21 protein-coding genes are annotated in these 20,166 nt (G+C 61.8%); 14 read left to right on the top strand and 7 right to left on the bottom strand.

Annotation, left to right across the window (positions count from 1 at the left end; all coding sequences use genetic code 11):
- Positions 1–157: 157 nt before the first annotated feature.
- The 7 genes from EK373_RS33215 (at position 158) to EK373_RS26230 (ending at position 7,037) form a co-directional block, all read left to right on the top strand.
- Positions 158–499, top strand: a complete 342-nt coding sequence (locus EK373_RS33215) for a DUF6763 family protein (RefSeq protein ID WP_157994545.1) — start codon at positions 158–160, stop codon at positions 497–499.
- Between the two features lie 108 nt (positions 500–607).
- Entirely contained in the window at positions 608–2,059 is a 1,452-nt protein-coding gene (locus tag EK373_RS26255) for a cryptochrome/photolyase family protein (RefSeq protein ID WP_129647468.1), read from the top strand.
- 63 nt (positions 2,060–2,122) lie between these two features.
- Positions 2,123–3,163 (top strand): acyl-CoA desaturase, encoded by a 1,041-nt coding sequence (locus tag EK373_RS26250; RefSeq protein WP_129647467.1) that lies wholly within the window; start codon positions 2,123–2,125, stop codon positions 3,161–3,163.
- 38 nt (positions 3,164–3,201) lie between these two features.
- Positions 3,202–4,506: an NAD(P)/FAD-dependent oxidoreductase gene (locus tag EK373_RS26245; RefSeq protein WP_129647466.1), complete on the top strand. Its 1,305-nt coding sequence runs from the start codon at positions 3,202–3,204 to the stop codon at positions 4,504–4,506.
- Between the two features lie 24 nt (positions 4,507–4,530).
- On the top strand, positions 4,531–5,343 hold the full coding sequence (locus EK373_RS26240; RefSeq protein WP_129647465.1) for a DUF1365 domain-containing protein: 813 nt from the start codon (positions 4,531–4,533) through the stop codon (positions 5,341–5,343).
- Positions 5,340–6,599, top strand: a complete 1,260-nt coding sequence (locus EK373_RS26235; RefSeq protein WP_129647464.1) for an SAM-dependent methyltransferase — start codon at positions 5,340–5,342, stop codon at positions 6,597–6,599. Before EK373_RS26240 ends, EK373_RS26235 begins: the two co-directional genes overlap by 4 nt.
- A 12-nt stretch (positions 6,600–6,611) precedes the next feature.
- Positions 6,612–7,037 carry a hypothetical protein gene (locus EK373_RS26230; RefSeq protein ID WP_129647463.1) on the top strand — a complete coding sequence of 142 codons (426 nt, stop codon included), beginning with the start codon at positions 6,612–6,614 and terminating at the stop codon, positions 7,035–7,037.
- A gap of 530 nt (positions 7,038–7,567) precedes the next feature.
- On the opposite strand, the gene EK373_RS26225 is transcribed toward EK373_RS26230, so the two are convergent.
- Positions 7,568–8,704, bottom strand: coding sequence for a DSD1 family PLP-dependent enzyme (locus tag EK373_RS26225; RefSeq protein WP_198683667.1), 1,137 nt, complete (start codon positions 8,702–8,704; stop codon positions 7,568–7,570).
- A 52-nt stretch (positions 8,705–8,756) separates the two neighbouring features.
- Between EK373_RS26225 and EK373_RS26220 the strand changes: the two genes are divergently transcribed.
- Positions 8,757–10,172 carry an FAD-binding oxidoreductase gene (locus tag EK373_RS26220; protein ID WP_129647462.1) on the top strand — a complete coding sequence of 472 codons (1,416 nt, stop codon included), beginning with the start codon at positions 8,757–8,759 and terminating at the stop codon, positions 10,170–10,172.
- Between the two features lie 31 nt (positions 10,173–10,203).
- Positions 10,204–11,298 carry a DUF3187 family protein gene (locus tag EK373_RS26215; protein ID WP_129647461.1) on the top strand — a complete coding sequence of 365 codons (1,095 nt, stop codon included), beginning with the start codon at positions 10,204–10,206 and terminating at the stop codon, positions 11,296–11,298.
- On the opposite strand, the gene EK373_RS26210 is transcribed toward EK373_RS26215, so the two are convergent.
- From EK373_RS26210 to EK373_RS26200, 3 genes are all read right to left on the bottom strand, one after another.
- Positions 11,299–13,323 carry a PhoX family protein gene (locus EK373_RS26210; protein WP_129647460.1) on the bottom strand — a complete coding sequence of 675 codons (2,025 nt, stop codon included), beginning with the start codon at positions 13,321–13,323 and terminating at the stop codon, positions 11,299–11,301. It abuts the gene before it with no gap.
- Positions 13,324–13,389: 66 nt separating this feature from the next.
- Positions 13,390–14,754 (bottom strand): alpha/beta hydrolase family protein, encoded by a 1,365-nt coding sequence (locus tag EK373_RS26205; protein WP_129647459.1) that lies wholly within the window; start codon positions 14,752–14,754, stop codon positions 13,390–13,392.
- 88 nt (positions 14,755–14,842) lie between these two features.
- On the bottom strand, positions 14,843–15,202 hold the full coding sequence (locus tag EK373_RS26200; protein WP_129647458.1) for an energy transducer TonB: 360 nt from the start codon (positions 15,200–15,202) through the stop codon (positions 14,843–14,845).
- A 131-nt stretch (positions 15,203–15,333) separates the two neighbouring features.
- Between EK373_RS26200 and EK373_RS26195 the strand changes: the two genes are divergently transcribed.
- From EK373_RS26195 to EK373_RS33510, 5 genes are read left to right on the top strand one after another with little or no spacing between them, the layout of a single operon-like run.
- Positions 15,334–15,657, top strand: coding sequence for an ArsR/SmtB family transcription factor (locus EK373_RS26195; protein WP_129647457.1), 324 nt, complete (start codon positions 15,334–15,336; stop codon positions 15,655–15,657).
- Complete coding sequence (locus EK373_RS26190) at positions 15,654–16,085, top strand: SRPBCC family protein (RefSeq protein WP_129647456.1); 432 nt, start codon at positions 15,654–15,656, stop codon at positions 16,083–16,085. Before EK373_RS26195 ends, EK373_RS26190 begins: the two co-directional genes overlap by 4 nt.
- Position 16,086: 1 nt before the next feature.
- Positions 16,087–16,545, top strand: a complete 459-nt coding sequence (locus tag EK373_RS26185) for a DUF1801 domain-containing protein (protein ID WP_129647455.1) — start codon at positions 16,087–16,089, stop codon at positions 16,543–16,545.
- A 30-nt stretch (positions 16,546–16,575) separates the two neighbouring features.
- Positions 16,576–16,776 carry a hypothetical protein gene (locus EK373_RS26180; protein WP_129647454.1) on the top strand — a complete coding sequence of 67 codons (201 nt, stop codon included), beginning with the start codon at positions 16,576–16,578 and terminating at the stop codon, positions 16,774–16,776.
- Positions 16,773–17,267: a DUF1801 domain-containing protein gene (locus EK373_RS33510; protein ID WP_198683666.1), complete on the top strand. Its 495-nt coding sequence runs from the start codon at positions 16,773–16,775 to the stop codon at positions 17,265–17,267. The genes EK373_RS26180 and EK373_RS33510 overlap by 4 nt, the downstream gene beginning before the upstream one ends.
- Before the next feature lie 25 nt (positions 17,268–17,292).
- On the opposite strand, the gene EK373_RS26170 is transcribed toward EK373_RS33510, so the two are convergent.
- The 3 genes from EK373_RS26170 to EK373_RS26160 are packed head-to-tail and all read right to left on the bottom strand — an operon-like array spanning position 17,293 to position 20,152.
- Positions 17,293–18,438, bottom strand: a complete 1,146-nt coding sequence (locus tag EK373_RS26170) for a serine hydrolase domain-containing protein (protein WP_129647453.1) — start codon at positions 18,436–18,438, stop codon at positions 17,293–17,295.
- 56 nt (positions 18,439–18,494) lie between these two features.
- Entirely contained in the window at positions 18,495–19,334 is an 840-nt protein-coding gene (locus EK373_RS26165; protein ID WP_129647452.1) for an MBL fold metallo-hydrolase, read from the bottom strand.
- The gene (locus EK373_RS26160; RefSeq protein ID WP_129647451.1) at positions 19,331–20,152 is read right to left on the bottom strand and encodes an MBL fold metallo-hydrolase; all 822 of its coding nucleotides are present in this window, start codon (positions 20,150–20,152) and stop codon (positions 19,331–19,333) included. The genes EK373_RS26165 and EK373_RS26160 overlap by 4 nt, the downstream gene beginning before the upstream one ends.
- Between the last annotated feature and the right edge of the window lie 14 nt (positions 20,153–20,166).

Below are 20,166 nucleotides of genomic sequence, written 5' to 3'. Positions count from 1 at the left end.
GAAAGGGCGCGGCAGTGTAGGCACCGACCGGACCCCAGTCCATCCGCCCCGTGAAAGACCGCGCCGCCGCTGTTTCACTCACTTGGCAGTCTTGGAGAATGCCCCTAATATTCCGCCGCCGGTGAATACACCGGTTCTCGTCGTTTGAGGTGTGTGCGTGGCCAGAGATTACGACCCGGTCCAGGGAAAATGGTATGAGGATCTCGAAGAAAACGAGGTCTTCAAGGTCCTGTCCGTGGATCCCGACCAGGAGTTGGTCGAAGTCCAGTACGAGAACGGCGATATCGAGGAAATCGACCTCGATACCTGGCACGAGCTCGACCTGGAGCTGTCCCAGGAGCCGGAAGGCTGGGCCAATGACGACGAGGAAGAAGAAGAGGAAGAAGAGGACGACGAAGACGAGGACGATTGGGACGAGGACGACGACGATTGGGACGACGACGAGGACGAAGACCTCGACGACGACGATGACGATTACAACGATCGGGACGACGCCTGAGCGTTGCGCCTGCCAATTCCTCTACGGTCAATATTCCGACCGCGCCCGGTCTAACACGGCGCGGTCGATCCCAAAGCTCCTCCATCGCACAGCGATAAGCGCGTTCCTGTGAACGCGCGACGATCCGCCCCAGTCAGGACTGCCCTCGTCTGGTTCCGGCGCGATCTCCGCCTCACCGACAATCCAGCGCTACGCCACGCCCTCGAACATGCCGAGCGCGTGGTGCCTGTCTATGTCCATTCGCCGGACGACGAACACCCCTGGGCGCCGGGCGCGGCGAGTCGCTGGTGGCTGCACCACAGCCTGACCGCCCTCGACGCCAGCCTGCGCAAAATCGGCAGCCGCCTGGTCGTGCAACGAGGCGAAGCTTCGACGGTTTTGCGTCATTGCATCCGGGAAACGGGGGCGACGCTGGTCTGCTGGAACAAGCTCTACGAACCGGCGGCATTGAAGCGGGATGCGCGCATCGCTGCGGCGCTGGATGACGACGGCGTGTCAGTCGAACAGAGCAATGCAGCGCTGTTGTTCGAGCCGGGCACGATTTTGAACGGGCAAAAGCTGCCGTATCGAGTGTTCACTCCGTTCTGGCGCACGGCTGAAACGCAGCTGTCGACTTTGCCTGTGCCCAGCAGGGCGCCGCGCAGATTGCCGCGAGCGCCGCGTGGACTGTCCGGCATCGGCATCGACGATCTCGCGCTGTTACCAAAGATCCGCTGGGACGACGGCCTGACCCAGACATGGACGCCCGGTGAGGCCGGCGCTCTGAAACAGCTCCGGCAGTTCAGCAAACACGTCGCCAGCTATCCGACCGGACGCGATCGACCCGATCGTGCCGAGACCTCGCGCCTGTCACCGCATCTACATTTCGGCGAAATCGGACCGCGGCAGATTGTCGCCGCGCTCCGACACTCGAACACCGCAGCGGCGCAAGCCAAAGGTACCGACAGCTATCTGCGACAGATCGGTTGGCGCGAATTCGCGCACCACCTGCTCTTTCATTTTCCCGAGACGACCGACGCACCGCTCGACAAGCGCTTTGCCAAACAGAAATGGCGGCGCAGTGCTTCCGACCTGCGAGCCTGGCAGCGCGGCGCTACTGGCATTCCGCTGGTCGACGCCGGCATGCGCGAACTGTGGCGCACGGGCTGGATGCACAACCGCATCCGAATGATCGCTGCCTCCGTACTAACCAAGAACCTGCAGATCCACTGGCTGCAGGGTGCGCAATGGTTCTGGGAGACGCTGGTCGATGCGGATCTGGCAAACAACACACTGGGTTGGCAATGGGTCGCGGGCTGCGGCGCCGACGCCGCGCCCTACTACCGCATCTTCAATCCTGTGCTGCAGGCGAAGCGCTTCGATCCCGTGCGCAGCTACATCCGTCATTGGGTGCCCGAGCTCGCGCGCCTGCCGGACCGATGGATCCATCAACCGTGGGCCGCTCCCGAGGCGGTTTTGCAGCGGGCCGGCGTGGTTTTCGACAAAACGTATCCACGCCCCGTGCTCGATTTGGGGGAATCCCGCAAGCGCGCGCTTCAGGTTTATTCCCAACTGCGTTAATGAATTAGCGATTGAATCCACAGCTCGTCGATCGTGCGAAATCCTCGCCGAGGATGCACGACCATGAGCAATCACACTGAAGCGGCGCCCCGGACGAGCCCGGCAAAAGTCACGCCTTTTGACGGGCGGGTCGAAAGGGCCTCGGCCGCTTTCGACAAGACGGAGACGAGCTTGTTGACCAGCCTGACCAGCTGGCTCGACGTGCGCGCGGGCCTGGCCAAATACGACGACGCCGAAATCGACAACGTCGATTGGCTGCGTGTGATTCCGTTCATCGGCCTGCACATCGCTTGCGTAGCTGTGTTCGTTGTTGGCGTCAGTCCGATTGCCGTTGCTGTTGCGATTGGCATGTACGTGATTCGCATGTTCGCGATCACCGGCTTCTACCATCGCTACTTCTCGCACCGTTCGTTCAAGACTTCGCGCGCCGGCCAGTTCGTGTTCGCTCTGCTCGGCGCTTCAGCCGTGCAGCGCGGCCCGATCTGGTGGGCTGCGCACCACCGTCATCACCACGCGTTCTCCGACACCGAGCAAGACGTTCACTCGCCGGTGCAACGCGGCTTCCTGTGGAGCCACATGGGCTGGTTCCTGTCGCGCCGTCACTTCCAGCCCGATCTGTCTCGCGTCCGTGACCTGCTGAAGTTCCCCGAGCTGAAGCTGCTGGATCGTTTCGACATCCTGGTGCCGGTGGCGCTGGCAAGCGGCCTGTTCGGCCTCGGCGCACTGCTCGAGCACGTCGCACCGGGACTGCACACGAATCGTTGGCAGATGCTGGTGTGGGGCTTCTTCGTTTCGACGGTCGTCACTTATCACGCGACCTACACCATCAACTCGCTCTGTCATCGTTTCGGCAAGCGCCGTTACGAGACCCCGGACGACAGCCGCAACAACCTGTGGCTCGCCCTGCTCACTTTCGGCGAAGGCTGGCACAACAACCACCATCACTATCCCGTCTCGACGCGACAGGGGTTCTATTGGTGGGAGATCGACCTGACGTACTACGGGCTGCGCGTGCTGGCGCTGTTCGGCATCGTCTGGGATCTCAAGCCGGTGCCGCGTGAGGTGCGCGACGCGCGCACTCGCATGCGCCCCGAAGCCAACTAACAACAAGCATCTCACCATTTACCGGGTAAGGAACCATCATGCGCATTGGAGTCATCGGCGCGGGAATAGCAGGCCTCTATGCAGCCTGGCGGCTGAGCCGGCAGCACGAGGTCACGGTGTTCGAAGCGGGCAACTATCCCGGCGGACACACCAACACCATCGACGTCGACTGGCAGGGCAAGCAGTACGCCGTCGACACCGGCTTCATCGTCTTCAACGACTGGACCTATCCGAACTTCATCGCGATGCTCCGCGAGCTCGACGTGGAGTGGCAGCCCTCGAACATGAGCTTCAGCCTGCGCTGTGAGCGTACCGGCCTGGAGTACAACGGCACGTCGTTGAACGCATTGTTCGCGCAGCGCTCGAACATCGTGAGCCCGTCGTTCCTGCGCATGATCTACGACATCCTGCGCTTCAATCGCGAATCGCGCGCGCTGCTGAAGACCAACGACAACAAACTGACGTTGAGCGACTACCTGCGCGCCAACGGTTACTCCGCGTCGTTCGCCGAGCGCTACATCCTGCCCATGGGCCGCGCGATCTGGTCCGCCGAGGCCGATGCGATGCTGTCGTTCCCGGCGCGCTTCTTCGTAGATTTCTTCGAGCGCCACGGCTTCTTGAACATCGACAACCGCCCGCAGTGGCAGGCCGTGAAAGGCGGCTCGCGTGAATATGTGCGCAAGCTGATGGCGTCGATGAAGGCCGACGTGCGGCTGTCGACGCCGATCGAAAGCATCCGTCGTCGGACGCATGAAGTCGAGGTGTGCACGAACAAGGGCGCAGTACACCGCTTCGATCACATCTTCATCGCGTGCCACAGCGATCAGGCGCTCGACATGCTGAGCGATCCCTCGCCCGCCGAGCGGGAAGTGTTGAAGGCATTTCCGTACGCTGCGAACGAAGCGATCCTGCACACCGACACATCGCTACTGCCGCGTCGTCCGCTCGCTCGCGCTGCCTGGAACTATCACGCGCTGAAGAATCCGCAGCAGCCGGTCGCGCTGACGTACGACATGAACATCCTGCAGACGCTGGATGCGCCGACCAGGTTCCTGGTCACGCTGAATCACGCGGACGCGATCGACCCGAGCAAGATCATTCAGCGCATCGCCTATCACCACCCGGTTTATTTGCCCCAGGGCGTGGCCGCTCAAGCCCGGCATCGCGAAGTGAATGGCGTTCGTCGCACCTACTTCTGCGGCGCATATTGGCGCTATGGATTTCACGAGGACGGCGTCGTCACAGCGATGCGCGCGCTCGAGCACTTTCAGTGGGATCTCACGGCGCGCGGCGAGGCCATCCCAGAATCGCAAGCTCAGCCGGTCACGGCGAGCGTCGCCTGATAGCGGCAACAGCCGCGAGCACACATGGAAAGCTGCATCTACAACGGCTGGGTCCGTCACCGCCGTCACGAACCGTCCGGTCATCAGTTCCGCTACGAACTGTTCATGATGTATCTGGACCTGGCTGAACTGCCGCACTTGTTCGATTCGCACTGGGGCTGGTCGGCGCGCCGACCCGCACTCGCGCGCTTCCAACGTTCCGACTATCACCAGACGCTCAATGACGGCGACGATACCGATAGTCATGATGGCGGCGACGAACTGAGCCTCGACGAAGCCGTGCGTCGCACGGTCACCGCGCAGACCGGTCGCCGCCCGGATGGGCCGATCCGCATGCTCACGCACATGCGCTACTTCGGTTACATCTTCAATCCGGTGTCGTTCTACTACTGCTTCGACAGCAGCGGCACGAAAGTTCAAACCATCCTCGCCGAGATCACCAACACGCCGTGGAAGGAACGACATGCGTACGTCCTGCCGGTCGCATCGGCGACGCGCAATGACAGCGTGATGCGCTTCGAGTTCGGCAAGGAATTCCACGTCTCGCCGTTCTGGCCCATGGACATGAGCTACGACTGGCGCCTGAGCGTGCCGGGCGAGCAACTGCGCATTCACATGGACAACCTGCAGCAGAAGGACGGGCACACCCGCCGCGTGTTCGACGCCACGCTCACGCTGCAACGAGAGGAAATCTCCAGTGCCGCGCTCGCGCGCGTGCTGTACCGATATCCGCTCATGACCGCCAAAATTTCCGGTGCGATTTACTGGCAGGCCCTGCGCCTGTGGTTCCGACGCACGCCATTCTTCACTCATCCGAAGTGGACCGTGACGCCATGACAACAGCAAGACCGTCGATCCTCCCCGATACGCCCGCCCTGGTCGCGAACGACTCGTGGCTGCAGCGGACCGGCCGCAACGCGCTGCTCGGCCAGTTGCAACATCTGAAGCACGGCGAGATCGCCGTTGTCGAAGCCGGCCAGGTGCACCGCTTCGGCAAGCACACGCCCGAGTGCTCGTTGTCTGCGACGGTGGAAGTCGTCCACCCCCAGTTCTGGGCCGACGCCGCGTTCGGCGGCACGACGGGCGCGGGCGAGGCTTATATTCACGGCCACTGGCGCAGCGACGACCTGGTCTCGCTCGTGCGTATCATGGTGTTGAACCGCGAGATCATGCAGGACATGGAAGGCGGCCTGGCATTCCTCACCTCGCCCTTGCGACGGATCTTCCATTGGATGAACCGCAACTCCAAGGACGGCAGCCGCAAGAACATCGCGGCTCACTACGACCTGGGCAACGATTTCTTCCAACTGTTCCTCGACGACACGATGGCGTACTCGTGCGGCATCTTCGAAGCGCCCGAAGCGACGCTGCAGGAAGCCTCACTCGCGAAGTTCGAGGCGGTTTGTCGCAAGCTGCAGTTGAAGCCATCCGATCATCTGGTGGAGATCGGCACCGGCTGGGGCGGCCTTGCGATCTACGCGGCGAAGAAATATGGCTGCCGTGTCACGACGACCACGATCTCCAAGGAGCAGTACGCGCTGGCCAAGGAGCGCGTGGCGGCTGAAGGCTTGAGTGAGCGAATCGATCTGCGGCTGGACGATTACCGCGATCTCACGGGCCAATACGACAAGCTCGTATCCATCGAGATGATCGAGGCGGTCGGCCATCAGTTCCTGGACACCTACATCGCGAAGTGCGCCTCACTGCTCAAGCCGAACGGCGCCATGCTGATCCAGGCCATTACGATCCAGGATCAGATCTACGACGATGCACTGAAGAGCGTGGATTTCATCCAGCGCTTCGTGTTCCCCGGCAGCTTCATCCCCTGCGTCACGGCCATCACCGATGCGGTGACGCGCTCCACGGACATGAAGGTCTATCACCTCGAAGACATCGGCCCGCACTACGCGACGACGCTCCGCATGTGGCGGGAGAACTTCTTCGCCAACATCGGCAAGGTACGCGCGCTCGGCTATCCCGAGGAGTTCATCCGCCTGTGGGACTACTACCTCTGCTATTGCGAAGGCGGCTTCGCCGAGCGGCAGCTCGGTGACGTGCACATGTTGATGGTGAAGCCGGGCTGGCGCGGTTAAAGTTGGCGGCACATGCTGCCGCTACGCCTCGCCATCTTCGCTGGAGTCTTCGGTATCGCCCTCTCCGGGCTGTTCTGGCTGCTCGGCAATCTGGAGGAGCCGGAACTGCTGCGGTCGAAGAAGATGGTGGTCGTGAAGGGCTGCGATCCCATCGAAGGCGAGGACGCGGCTCGGATTTGTCCTCGGCTGTTCTGCCAGAAACATCTGCTCGATACGAAAGTGTTCGAGCTGCGGTATCGATTCGATGTCACGGTCGATGAGCGCTCCGGAACCCAGCATTTGATCGGCGGAACCGCCAGGCCCTTTGTCGCCAAGCCTGGCGATGGGCCGGCTCGCAGCTTTGGGTGTGTGCTCGAGGGCGGCCGGGTCGTTGAGAGTTACGCTCTGTCGGCGCAGGAGCTGCGGGCCTTTGCGGGCGGTGGTGATGCTTCGGAGTAAGAGGCTCGGTAGCCGCGTCGCCGGCAATGACCCAACTCAAGTCGGTGCCAGAGCCGTCAGTGGTCCGCGTCGCCGGCAGTGACCCAACTCAAGTTGGTGCCAGAGACGTCCGTGGTTCGCGTCGCCGAGACGTCAGCTGCGAAGTCGGACGGGCGACCTGCGGTCGCGGCTACCGCGCTCTAACGATCGCTCGAGTCGTCTTCGCGACGACTCGCGACAGAGAGCTGCCCGATCGAACTGCGGTGACATCACTAACTCGCAACAGAGATCTGCTCGACCGAACCGCGGTGACGTTACCCGGCGGCCGCAACTGCGTGCTCGGACGAGAGGGACCTCGCCGGAGCAGTGCGCCCAGGGACGGGACCCAAGGAATCCGCGCGATAGCGCGAGTGACGGGGAGCACGGTGCCGGGAAGACCTAGGACGTTCCCGGCGCCGCAGACCACCACGCCTCCGACAGCGACGCCAAACTAGACCGCACCCAGCGCTGCAGGCCACCGACGCCTCTTACCGCATCACGCGTAAGCGCAATCAGCGCGAGCGACCGCGAGCCCCAACAGGCCAGATCGCAACCAGCGTCTCCCCACTCACGACATGATACGAATCGTATAGATTCACCGTCGGATCGCAGTGAGGCGCAGCCAACCGCACGCTGTCCCCGATCGTCCAGACATGCTTCGAAGCCGGATCGACGATGCCACCATGCTCGTCGCCCATGAACTGATACACACTCCCCTTCGGCGCCCCACTCAGCACCACCGGCACTCCGCCGTCCGTAGCAAACGCCTTATAGCCGGCGTCGATCGTCGCCCGGCCAGGTGTATTGGCGCTCACGACTCTCGCATCCACGAACAGGGAATATTCGTAAGGAACCGCCGGCCGATCCGCCAGATCGCATTCGGCGTACTGCCGATCCATGAACACATACGAACCGACCTGCCATTCATTGAACACGCCGAGCGATGCGTCGATGTGATGCGTTCCGGTGCCAGCACCGGTAACCACTTCAGGCGCCCCGCCCTGCGCCTTCAATTCCGCGATGACAGATTTCAAATAACCCGTGCGCTCGCGCATCGCATCGGCCCGCTCTTGGTAGCTGGCGATGTGCTGCTGCCGGCTGCAGTACATCTGCACACCACGATAGCGGAGATTCTTGTGCCCACGGATGATCTTGAAAAGCTCGACCGCCGCAGCCGCAGACGGCACGCCAGTGCGGTGAATCCCTGGATCGATATCGATCAGCACATTGAGCGGCCGCGTAACCACCGGCGCCAGCGCCGCGACGTTCGCCGGGTTATCGACCACCACGGCCAGATCACGAATCCGCTCGTTCAACGCGTTCAAACGCGCCAGCGCTGGAACCGCAACCACCGGCGAGGTGATCAAGATGGATTCAATCCCACCCTCCGCGAGCGCCTCCGCCTCGCCGAGCTTCGCGCAGCACACGCCCACCGCGCCGGCGGCGATCTGCAACTTGGCAATGTCGACGCTCTTATGAGTTTTGGCGTGCGGCCGCAGGGCCACGCCGTGCTGGCGGGCCAGGTCGGCCATCCGGCGGATGTTTCTATCCAGGGCGTCGCGATCGACGACCAGCACCGGTGTACTGAGCTCGGCTCGAGAGCCGCTTTGCCCGATCAGGGCCTGATGTAAGCGCACGTCATCCAGCATCGGTCGTTCCCGGGGCGCGGCGAAGATGGGCCATTGGAGTTAAGCTTACCTCATGAGCATCAACAGCTCCCTGCTCGCCGACCTCCGCCGCGCTGTCGGTCCGCAGGGCTATCTCGAACAAGCGGCGGATATCGAGCCCTTCCTCGTCGACCATCGCAAACTGTATCGGGGCGCCACACCTCTGGTGCTGCGGCCGGACAGCACCGAACAAGTGTCAGCCATCATGCGGATGTGTAACGAGGCGCGCGTCGGCGTGGTGCCGGTGGGCGGGAACACCGGTTATTGCGGTGGGGCAACGCCGAGCGAGGATGGTTCGCAGATCGTGCTGTCGCTCGCACGAATGCGCCGGATCCGCGCCATCGATCCCTTGAACTACACCATGATCGCCGAAGCAGGCTGTGTGCTGGCGGAAGTGCAGGCAGCGGCGGCCTCGGTCGATCGTTTGTTCCCCATGAGCCTGGGCTCGGAAGGATCTTGCCAGCTCGGCGGCAATCTCTCGACGAACGCCGGCGGTACCGCCGTGCTCCGCTACGGGATGATGCGAGACCTGATTCTCGGCCTCGAAGTCGTCCTGCCCGATGGCCGCGTTCTCGACAGCCTCAAGCCGCTGCGCAAGGACAACACCGGGTATGACCTGCGCAATCTATTCCTGGGCGCCGAAGGCACACTCGGCGTCATCACGGCAGCGGCCTGCAAACTGTTTTCTCGACCCGCGTCCAATGTCACAGCTTTCGTCGGCCTCACCGATCCACAGCGTGCCGTTTCGTTACTTTCCCGGCTGCGCACATTCACGGGCGACGCCGTATCGACGTTCGAGCTGATCCCGCGCACCGCGCTGGAACTGGTGCTCGAATATATTCCAAACACGGCCAATCCCCTCGACCAGCGTCACGACTGGTACGTGCTGCTGGAGATCGGCATGGGTCGCCAGGCTGAATCGATGCGCGAGGCCATCGAGGCCGAGCTGGCCGCCGCGATGGAACAAGGGGAGATTTCGGACGCCGCGCTCGCCTCGAGCGAAGCGCAGCGTGAAATGTTCTGGAGGCTGCGAGAAACGATTCCCGAAGCCCAGCGGCACATCGGCGCCAGCATCAAACACGACGTATCCGTGACCACCAGCGAGTTGCCGCGGTTCATCGTCGAGGCTTCCCAGCTGGTGCGGAACATATCGCCGAAAGGTCGGATTGTTTCCTACGGCCACCTGGGGGACGGCAACCTGCACTTCAATATCAGCCGCCCGATCGACAGCGACGATGAATCGTTTTTGCGACTGGCGCCGAACATTAACCGGGCAGTGCACGATCTGATCGCGCGCTATGGCGGCAGCATCAGCGCCGAGCACGGCATCGGCAGGCTCAAGCGCGAGGAACTGGTTCGCTACGAGCCGCCGGTCGCGATCGAAGTCATGCGCGCCATCAAACAGGCGCTTGACCCGAACGGCATCATGAATCCTGGCAAGGTGCTGTAGGGAGTCATATCACCAGAAGGAGCTGACAAATATGACCGCACGTAGAAGCTGCTTCGCGCTGCTGGTCATTTGTTTGTGCGGATCGGCGGCCTCCGCAGCCGATCAGGACGAGTGGAATCATCCCGGCCTGCTGCGCGGGCGCGATCTCACGCCGTTTGGTTTGTTTCGCCTGGACATGCTGCCCGCACACACCGTGGATGCACGTCAGGACAGCGTTGCCGTCGAGGTGTTGACCGCCTATCAGAACACCTTCGTGATGAGCGACAACGTGCGTGAATATCTCGAGGCTCGCAATGCAGTTCGCGAGCCGCTGAGCCGCGCCGACGCGGACGAGATCCTGAACATGGGCCGCGACGCGTACTACGTCGATGCCGAAGTCGGATTGATCGACGTAGTGATTCACAAGCGCCTGAGCACCTGGTGGACGTCCTACGTGAGCCTGCCCTACATCGGCTACGGCCGCGGCGTGCTCGACAGCACCATCGAATCGTTCCACGACGCAGTCGGATTCAGCCAGCAAGGCCGCGACCTGGTCGCACGCAATCAGTTTCAAATGGTCTATAACGTGCGCGGCGCAAGCTTCTCACAACTCGCACAGACACCGGGCGGCTGGGGCGATCCCGTGTTCGGCTTGCGTTATTCGCTGCCCGAGCCTCGCTACGGTTGGGATGTCGTATTCGAACTGGCGGCCAAATTCGCCATCGACGGCGAACGTTTCCTGTTGTCGACGGGCCGAGATGACTACGGCACGCAGCTGACGCTGCAACGAACCTGGGGCCGGCACGCCGCCTACATCGCTGGTAGCGCCGTGTACTACGCAGGCGGCCCGGAAACACCCGCGGACGAGCATCAAATCATTCCGACGGCATTGCTCGGGTATGGCTTCGGCATCACTCGCAACACCACGGCCATCCTGCAGGCGTACGCCAGCCGAAGCACCGTGCAGGACGCCGAAGACGTCGAGGAACTGACCGAAAACAAATATCAGCTGAGCATCGGACTGCAACAGCGGGTCGGCCACGTGCAGTGGAGCCTCGCGATCACCGAGAACATCTCCAACTTCAGCAACACGCCCGACATCGGCGCGCAACTCGGCTTGGCGTACTTCCCGGTCGGACGACGTTGATCAGCTGCCGACGACGCCACCGCCGTCTTTGCGGATCGCGATCACACTGGCGCGCGGCTGACTTGTGCCGCCATCGGGCCAGTGACTGCGCGGCGCGGCGGTCGTGCCGCCCTCGCCAGGATGTTGAATGCTGATGAACAGCGTTTCGTCATCCGGAGAGAACTGACAGCCGCACACTTCACAACCCACCGGGCCGCTCATGAACTGTTGCAAGCGGCCGCGATTCGGGCCAGTCGTGGGCATCGCCCAGCAACCGTTGTTGCTGACGCCCGGCTGCGTGCCGTCGGTCACCATCCACAAGTTGCCGGCGCGATCGAAGCCGATGTTGTCGGGCGAGCCGATCGGGCTGAGATCGTCGGCCTTGGCGTAGCCTGCGCAGTAGACGCTGTCGACCTTGATGCGATCCAGATCGGTGATCAAGCGGTCGCCGGACGGATCGCCTGCGAGCAGGAACACCTCCCAGGAAAACTCCAGCGAGGTGTGATCTTCGCCCGCTTCGGCGATCTCGATGATATGGCCGAAGTTATTCGCGCCACGCGGATTGGCTGCGTTCGGCCGCGTATCGACCTCGCGGCCGCCATACGTGATGGTGCCGGGCTCGACCGTGCGGTTCTCGTTGCGCGTGCACGCGATGTAGATGCGGCCAGTCGCCGGGTTGGCTTCCACATCTTCGGGACGATCCATGGGTGTCGCGCCCAGCAGATATGCCGCCATGCGCGCTTTGATGAGCACGTCGGCCTGATCGCGAAATCCGGCGGCGGCATTGAGCGGCCCCTTTGGATCGAACACCAATGGCAACCACTGCCCTTTGCCACTGGCATCGAAGCGCGCCACGTGCAGCGTACCCTGATCCAGCAGATTGCGATTGGCCGCACGATTCTTCGGGTCGAAGCGTCCGTTGGAAATGAATTTGTAGACGTACTCGAACTTGTCGTCGTCGCCCATGTAGACGGCTACTCGACCATTCCCGGCAATCACCGGGCTCGCGCCCTCGTGCGCGAAGCGGCCCAGTGCAGTTCGCTTGACCGGTGTGCCGGTCGGATCGAGCGGATCGATCTCGACGATCCAGCCGAAGCGGAACGGCTCGGTCGGCGCGACCGCCAGGTTGAACCGCGAATCGGCCATGTCCCAGTTGTAGAGCGACTGCGCCTTCCACATGCGGAAGCGCCGGTGCGATTCGACGATGAAGGGATCGACATCGTGGCGCGCTTTCAGCTGATCCAGATTGGCGAAGTAATCCTGGATGTTCTCTTCGGCGGTGAGATAAGTGCCCCACGGCGTTTCGCCACCGGCGCAATTTGCGAATGTGCCGAACGCACGCGCACCCGCCGGATCGTCTTTGGTGCGCATCAGCGCCGCGCCACGCGCCGGCCCGCCGATGTCGATGGGCGTGTCGGCGGTGATGCGACGGTTGTATCGCGAGTCCTTCACGAATCGCCAGCGACCACGCTCGCGCTTGATCTCGACGATCGACACACCCTGCGCCGCTTTGGCGACCGCGACGACTTGCGGATGCTGTTCCACAAACGCGCGACTCACCCCGCCGCGCAGGCCGCGAAATCCCGGGTGGCCAGGAAACATCAGCGCGTCATCCGTGTACTCGTTGTTCACGCACAGCACGCCGTGATCGCTGCGACCGTTCAATGGAAAGAAATGGATGGCGTCGCAGTTCTGTCCGAACTGGCTGCGCTGGTGCTCGGCAGCGCCGGACTCGAACAGCGCGCCCGCATCGAGCCTGGTCGCGTCGAGATCGGGCGCCGAAGAGAACAGACTCTCGCCCCAGCGAATCACCACGTCGTAGGAGTAGCCCGAGGGCAAAACGATGGCGTCTGCCTTGCTGCCTTGAATGGGCTTGAAGCCCAGCTGTGAGATCTTCGAAGCGCTCGCATCGGAGCTCGCAAATGGCGCGCACCCGACCAGCGCCATCGGCGCAATCGCGGCGCCAGCCTGCAGTATCTGGCGGCGAGTCAGTCGTTGCGCGACCAGGTCTTCGAAGAGGGGAGCGTCAGGGGCACGGCGGGTCATGAGCAGTGGACATCGATAGCTGCGGCTGAGAACACCGCAGCGTACTCCAATTCCACTGCATTCGTATTACAGCAAACCGCTCTGCTTGCGGAACCAGTCCACTTGCTGCTGCAAGTAGCCGTCTTCGAAGCCCAGCGTTACCCGCTCACCGCCATCCTTCTGCTGGAAGCGTGTAATGCCGTGCTCGGCGTCGGGGTAGATGAAATATTCGATGGGCTTGTTGGCGGCCTGCAGCTTGCTCAGTGCGTCGACGCTCCATTGCGTCGGTGCGCTCGAATCCTTGCCGCCGAAGACCCACAAGCTCGGCACGTCGAGCTTCGCGAGCGTCTGGGCCGGATCGTACAGACGATCGATGAACGGCGGATCATTGCGGCCATACTTCCACCACAAGTACGGACGCACGACCCACAACGGCATCTCGGCGCCGACGATCGAGCCGAAGATGGAGTCGCTGTGCTTCGCAGTCTCGAACCAGGGCTTGCTGCGCGATTCGTCCAGCGCCAGCGACAAATCGGACCAGCGGTTCTGGCCGCGATCGAAGATGTCGCCGAGGATGGCGGCGACGCTGTCCACTTCGGCGATCTCCTTGTCGCCAAACCCGTGCTGCTGGAGCGCGTACACATAACCCCAGCGATCTTCGTCGAGCACCGGCAGGGCGACCCCGAAGCCGACGAAGATGCTGCGGATGTGTCCATCTTTGAGCGCCGCGAGCGGTGCGATCCAACCACCCTGGCTGTAACCGGCGAGATGCACTTTGGCGCCTTCGATCTCCGGGCGCTTGCGCACGTACTGAACGGCGGCGACGGTGTCGTCGGAGAGCACGTGGAAATTCTGGGTGTAGGTTCCGTCCGAACCGCCGGTGCCGCGCTTGTCGTAAACAAACGCTGCGATTCCGTTGGCGGCGTAAACGTAGGGATCTGCGTAATGGTCCACGGCACTGTAGTCTTCGGAGCCGTGCACCGTGATCATGATCGGAAACGGCCCCTGGCCTTCAGGCAGTATCAACTTGCCACGCAGGGTGAGCTCACCGCTGGGAAACGTGACGATCTCCTGACGCAGCGGCAGGCGAATCGCATTACCGCTGGGTGATTTGACGTCGCCGAGTCGCCGCCACGTCAGCCCGACCACATCACCTGCGCTGTTGCGCTGAAACTCGACGCGATTGGTGACTGGCTCGCGCTCGGCCCAGCCTTCGCCGCCTTCGTATTTGCCGTGCTCATCGGTGGGCCAGAGTCCACCGGTGTCGCCATTCATTAATTTGAATCGCAGCTCGCTGCCGTTGCGTGGGCCGACGATCATCAGCGTGCCATCGTCGAATCTATATGCGCCGGTATATCGAGTGTCGGCCGGTGGCTCGCGATCGAGGGCAAACAACACCACGCCGACTAGTAACAACGCCGCAGCGGCGATCCACCAGATCTTCTTTCGCATGCCACACCCACGTCGGCCCGGTATGAGCCGTCATGGCGGTTGGACGCGGCAATTTCGAGGAAGGTTGCGAAGCGAGCCGGCGCTGCGACTATGAGCCTTTTTGAGCCGTGACCATCATCCACTCGACGCCCGATGGAATCTCCTGGCCCGGCGCTTCGTAACGGAACGAACTGACCCAGGCCGCCAACGCTTCCTGTATGCACGCGGGACCGGAGCTCGCCTTGATGTCGTCGGTGCTGCCGTCGCTCATCACGGTGAACTCGACAAAATAACTGCCGCTGGCTTCGCAGTTGTCCGGCACTTTGAGTGGCTCGGACTGCAGGATGCGGATCGTGCCCTTGCTCGATCCCTTGCTCGGCGCCGTTTGACAGCCGCTCAACGCGATTGCCCCGGCGAGCAGGACGGCGAAACCGAGGTGTCGGCGAATGTGGTACGGCGCGAAATTCATCTCAGGCCCTCGCACGATAAGCTGCTCGCGGCAATGTGCTAGCTCTATGGGAAGTCGTCAAGGCGAGCCTGGCTTGACTCACGCATAGCCGGCTGGTTATATATCGACCCATAGCCAGCCGGTTATCGATCATGTCGAACCCTCACGATGTGCTGTTCAGAACGCTCGCCGACCCGACCCGGCGCGAGATCTTCGAGCAATTGTGTCGTGAAGGAGAGCAGACCGTCGGCGCCCTGACCGCGCATGCCGGAATTTCGCAACCGGCGGTATCGAAACATCTTGGCGTGCTGAAGCTCGCCGGCCTGGTCCGCGACCGCCAGGAAGGTCGCCAGACCCATTACAGCGCGCAGCTCGGCGCCCTGAGCCCGCTGATCGACTGGACCCGCCAGATGGCGGGTTTTTGGGAAAGCCGGTTCAACCGGCTGGAAGATTTGTTGAAGAGGATGGATCAATGACTACCGCCGCGACCGAAACCCTCGTTGCCGTCGTCGAACGGGAGCTGCCGTTTCCACCGGAAAAGGTCTGGCGCGCGCTCACTCAGCAGCACTTGATCGAAGAGTGGCTGATGAAGAACGATTTCCAGGCCGTCGTCGGTCACAAGTTCAATCTGCGCGGCGAGTGGGGCGGCGTGCTGGCTTGCGAAGTCCTGGCGATCGAGCAGCACAAGACGCTGTCCTATGCCTGGAATTTCCCGCACGATGACCCGGCGTTCGATACCAAGACCGTGGTGACGATGACGCTCACGCCGACCGGCAAAGGCACGCATCTTCGAGTGGAACAGGCGGGCTTCCGCAAGGAACAGAAGCAAGCCTACGGTGGCGCCAAGGCCGGGTGGGCGCAGTTCCTCGGCAATCTCGAGCAGGTTCTGGCAAAGGTGAATTGATATGGCGCCCGTCGCGAAGAAAACAGCAAAAGCGAAAGCTACGACCAAGAAAGCCGCTGCGAAGGCTGCAGGCACGAGCGAGACCGGGAAGTCCGCTTCTCAGCTCATCGACGCCCGGATCCGCGAGCTCAATGGCTGGCGCGGCGAAACGCTGGCGCGCATGCGCGAGCTGATCCTCGAAGCGGATCCCGAGATCATCGAGGAGTGGAAGTGGAGCAACCCGGTGTGGTCGCGCAATGGAATCATCTGCACCGGCGAATCGTACAAGTCGCACGTGAAACTCACGTTCGCACGCGGCGCGAGCGTTCCCGATCCATCCAGGCTGTTCAACTCCAGCCTTGAAGGCAACATGCGGCGCGCCATCGACATCAAAGAAGGTGAAGAGGTCGACGCACGCGCGTTCAAGACACTCATCAAAGCTGCGGTAGCCCGCAACGGCTCGCCGGCCAAGAAAAGTTAAAGAACACAACGCTGAAAAAGGAGATTTCCCTTGAGCTGGATTCGCCGAACCCATCGCTGGTTGTCCATTACCTTCACGATCGCCGTAATCGCAAACATCGTGGCGATGTTTCAGAAATCCGACGCGACCTGGATCGGCTTTGTGGCGCTGGTCCCACTCATCCCGCTGCTGTTCACCGGCTTGTATATGTTCTTTCAGCCGTACCTTTCCAAGTCGAGGCAACCTTCGTGATTGCCAAGGCGAAGGCCAAGAGCAACAGCCCGCGCAAGCCGGCCGCTAAAGCCAAAGCCAAGGCCAAGCTTGCGCCGAAAGCAGGCGACCAAGTCGTCCTGCTCTCCGGCGGCAACCCACAAATCCCGAAAGGCTATGGCAATGAGCCGGTGCAAGCCTACATCGCCGCCATGCCCGGCTGGAAAAACGCTTTGGGCAAACGCATCGACGCGCTGGTTACCAAGGCCGTACCCAAGGTACACAAGGCAGTGAAGTGGAACTCGCCGTTCTACGGCATGGAGCACGATCTCTGGTTCCTCAGCTTCCATTGCTTCGATAAGTACGTGAAGCTGACTTTCTTCCGCGGCTCGTCGCTAAAACCCGCTCCGCCGGGCCTCAGCAAATATCCGGCGGTCCGCTACTTCGATATCCGCGAAGACGACGAACTGGATGAGGCGCAGTTAACGAGCTGGATCAAACAAGCCGCCGCGCTACCGGGCGAAAAGATGTAGCTGCCGGCGCATTGGGCATTGCAGATCACGGCTTGGGCGTCAGCAAGATCGTCAGCAGCCCCAACGCTATTTGCTGTGGGTCGCTACTTGCATCGTTCGCGAACACTACGATCAGCGACTGAGTCTCGCGGTCGAAAATGAACTGACTGCTGAAGCCAACGACCCGACCGCTGTGGCCGATCAAGCGGCTGCCGACATAGAGCCCATACCCCATCGAATCCAAGGGGCCGCCTGCGCCAATCTGTATCGCCGGACTGGACATGAGCTTGATCGAGCCCTGGCTCAAGATCGTTTGCTCCCCGGCGGTGTAGATCCGCATCCATTTGGCGAAGTCCTCCAATGTGGTCACCAGGCCCGCGTCCGGCGCCGTCGCAGGCAGAGACCAGGTTTCATCCGGAACATGCTTGCCTCGTTCTTCACTCCATCGAAAGCCTGCCGCTTCATCGACGGCCGGAATGTGCCCGGCTCCATGAATCGTCGAGGACGTCATTCCCATTGGATCGAGGAGGTTGTCTGTCACATATTCTTCGTACCTGGTCTTCGTCTGGTGCTCGATGATGAAGCCGAGCAGCGTGTATCCGAGGTTGGTATATGAATATTTCGAACCAGGTACAAACTGGAGGTCCTTGCTCATCGCCTCCCTCACCATTCCATCAACCGTGTCATCTGAACAGAATCCTTTGGTGACACGATAGTAATCCCTGAAAACTGCGTAATCCTCGATGCCACTGCTGTGAGATAGCAGATGGTGAACGGTGACGGCGTCCCACTTTTCGGACCTGTATTCCGGCGGCAGATAACTATTGATGGAGCTGTCCAGCTTCACCATTCCCTTCTCGACGAGTTGCACGACCGCGGCAGCAGTGAACTGCTTGGTAATCGACGCCACGTGAAACTTCGTATCAACTTCATTCGCACTGCTACCCGTTGCTTGGCCGTAAGCTTTGGCGTGGACGACCTCCCCTCCCCGCGTGATCAAAGCAGCGCCGGTGAAGTGCTCCCTCTCGACCATCTCCTGTAGGTAGGCATCGAATCGGCTGTCACTGACCTCCCTGACCATGGGGCCGTGAGTGCGCACAGGCTTTATCCCGGCGCATGCGGCAACAAACAGCGCTGAGATAGCGATCAGGACACGTACTGGGCAGCTCATGTGCGTGCGAATGTTGGCCATGATCCATCATGCCAATAAGCGGGCTCATTGCGAATGCCACACGACGCGGAGTCAGCTCACCACTTCACCCAGGCTCCTGGCGCCAGCGACTCAACTTCCAGCGACTTTTCGCGAGCGGCCGAGCGCAACCGGCCGATCGGATCCTCGACCTCCACGTACTCTGCCGTTCCGGAGATGCCGTAGTGAATCGGAATCACGCGGCGTGCGCCGAGGATGATCGCTGCTGCCACGGCCTGCTCGGGCGTCAGTACCCCCGGCAGATCACTGACCGGCTTGCGCCAGCCGAAGCGCGCACCATTGACCGGGAGAAAGGCAGCGTCGAATGGCCCGAACTGACGACCGATGCGCCACCAGTGCCCATGCCAAAGCGTGTCGCCCCCATGAAAGATGCGCCGTCCCCCGGCCGAGATCACCCAAGATACTTGCGGGTCGCCATAACCATCCGATGCAGGCACGGCGGTGGCAGTGAAATCGCCGAGCAGTTGCGGCTCCCAGAGTGCGGCCGGGCGCGCGCGTGCCCCTCGGGGAACAGGCAGCGGATTCGTTCCTGCCGGATGAACAAGAGCGCCGCCCTTGCTCAAAGCATCAGCGGCAGCCTTGGCATCGAAATGATCTGGATGCGCATGAGTGATGAGCACATATGTATCGCCAACAGCGTCGTCAACCGGAATCAGCGGATCCTTGAGCGAGGCCCCCCACGCATCCGGGTTGATCAGGGGATCGATGAACAAAGTCGCTTGCAGCAGTTGCAGGCGAATGCCCGCCCACGCCAGTCGCTGGATGCGCAAGTCATCTTTGACGTCAGCCGAGTCCGCTGGCGCGCATGGCAGCAGTGCACCCGCCGCCAGGCTGCCGCAACCGAGCAGGAATTCCCTGCGCCGCAGGCCGCTATTCATGCCCGGCTCCTGGATGCGATCGCCGTGTCGAACGCGAACACCGACTGCGCAGCGATGACCTCCAGGTTGTGCTGGTGCCATTGGCGTTCGAAGGCCGCCGCTTCAACTCGTGGCGCGAGGCACGCTTCGATTCGAATCGAGGCAATGCGCTCATCGGCCTCCTGAGGTGAGGCATTGGCGCGAATGCTCACCACCGCCTCTCTCAGTCGATCCAGGTAGTGAATCGCGTTGTCCAGGACGGCGGCGGTAAACCTCCCCATGTGCCCACCGATGACCGTGCCCCTGTTGAATTGCCGCAGGCGGCTGATCGCGTCACGGATCAGCGCGGGATCCGCCTTGGAGAGATAGATGATGTTGCCGACGATATTGTCGCCGGCACAAACCAGATCGGCACTGGCGACGTCCACACTGACGTGGTCCATGGTCTTGCCTGGATTGTGCAGGAAGCATAGCTCGTGCTGCCCCCAGCGCAGACTCATCGAGCGGTCGAACATCACCTTAGGCTCGCGGTAGAACTCATCGACGCGACGGTTCTGCGAAAGAAAGGTGAAGCGATGGTGTCGGTGTGCAATCGTGAGCGCCTCTGGAAAAAGCGACATTCCTGCGATGTGATCACTCATGAAGTGAGTCGCCGCGATGACACGCACCTTCTTACCCATGTCCTCGCACAAAACACGACGCAACCAGTGCGCGTCTGCAACGCTGCCGAGCGAGTCGACCAGCAGCACATCGTCGCCATCGAGGAATGCCGTGGCGACCGACTCGTATTCGTCGCCGACGAACATCAGTACATTGGAGCTCAGCTCTTCGAATCTCACGATGATTCCCGGTT

Origin of the sequence: Peristeroidobacter agariperforans, from assembly GCF_004138335.1 — a bacterium.
Lineage (GTDB): Bacteria > Pseudomonadota > Gammaproteobacteria > Steroidobacterales > Steroidobacteraceae > Steroidobacter > Steroidobacter agariperforans.
The sequence above is the reverse complement of the archived record's forward strand: the minus strand, read 5'-3'. Positions and strand labels throughout refer to the sequence as shown.

What these genes read in the sequence shown, in the direction of transcription:
- EK373_RS26240 (WP_129647465.1), top strand. Translation starts at nt 4,531, where the DNA reads ATGGAAAGCTGCATCTACAACGGCTGGGTCCGTCACCGCCGTCACGAA.
- EK373_RS26170 (WP_129647453.1), bottom strand. Translation starts at nt 18,438, where the DNA reads ATGGCCAACATTCGCACGCACATGAGCTGCCCAGTACGTGTCCTGATC.
- EK373_RS26200 (WP_129647458.1), bottom strand. Translation starts at nt 15,202, where the DNA reads ATGAATTTCGCGCCGTACCACATTCGCCGACACCTCGGTTTCGCCGTC.
- EK373_RS26245 (WP_129647466.1), top strand. Translation starts at nt 3,202, where the DNA reads ATGCGCATTGGAGTCATCGGCGCGGGAATAGCAGGCCTCTATGCAGCC.
- EK373_RS26220 (WP_129647462.1), top strand. Translation starts at nt 8,757, where the DNA reads ATGAGCATCAACAGCTCCCTGCTCGCCGACCTCCGCCGCGCTGTCGGT.
- EK373_RS26185 (WP_129647455.1), top strand. Translation starts at nt 16,087, where the DNA reads ATGGCGCCCGTCGCGAAGAAAACAGCAAAAGCGAAAGCTACGACCAAG.
- EK373_RS26205 (WP_129647459.1), bottom strand. Translation starts at nt 14,754, where the DNA reads ATGCGAAAGAAGATCTGGTGGATCGCCGCTGCGGCGTTGTTACTAGTC.
- EK373_RS26235 (WP_129647464.1), top strand. Translation starts at nt 5,340, where the DNA reads ATGACAACAGCAAGACCGTCGATCCTCCCCGATACGCCCGCCCTGGTC.
- EK373_RS26165 (WP_129647452.1), bottom strand. Translation starts at nt 19,334, where the DNA reads ATGAATAGCGGCCTGCGGCGCAGGGAATTCCTGCTCGGTTGCGGCAGC.
- EK373_RS26230 (WP_129647463.1), top strand. Translation starts at nt 6,612, where the DNA reads ATGCTGCCGCTACGCCTCGCCATCTTCGCTGGAGTCTTCGGTATCGCC.
- EK373_RS26190 (WP_129647456.1), top strand. Translation starts at nt 15,654, where the DNA reads ATGACTACCGCCGCGACCGAAACCCTCGTTGCCGTCGTCGAACGGGAG.
- EK373_RS26215 (WP_129647461.1), top strand. Translation starts at nt 10,204, where the DNA reads ATGACCGCACGTAGAAGCTGCTTCGCGCTGCTGGTCATTTGTTTGTGC.
- EK373_RS26225 (WP_198683667.1), bottom strand. Translation starts at nt 8,704, where the DNA reads ATGCTGGATGACGTGCGCTTACATCAGGCCCTGATCGGGCAAAGCGGC.
- EK373_RS26210 (WP_129647460.1), bottom strand. Translation starts at nt 13,323, where the DNA reads ATGACCCGCCGTGCCCCTGACGCTCCCCTCTTCGAAGACCTGGTCGCG.
- EK373_RS26195 (WP_129647457.1), top strand. Translation starts at nt 15,334, where the DNA reads ATGTCGAACCCTCACGATGTGCTGTTCAGAACGCTCGCCGACCCGACC.
- EK373_RS26250 (WP_129647467.1), top strand. Translation starts at nt 2,123, where the DNA reads ATGAGCAATCACACTGAAGCGGCGCCCCGGACGAGCCCGGCAAAAGTC.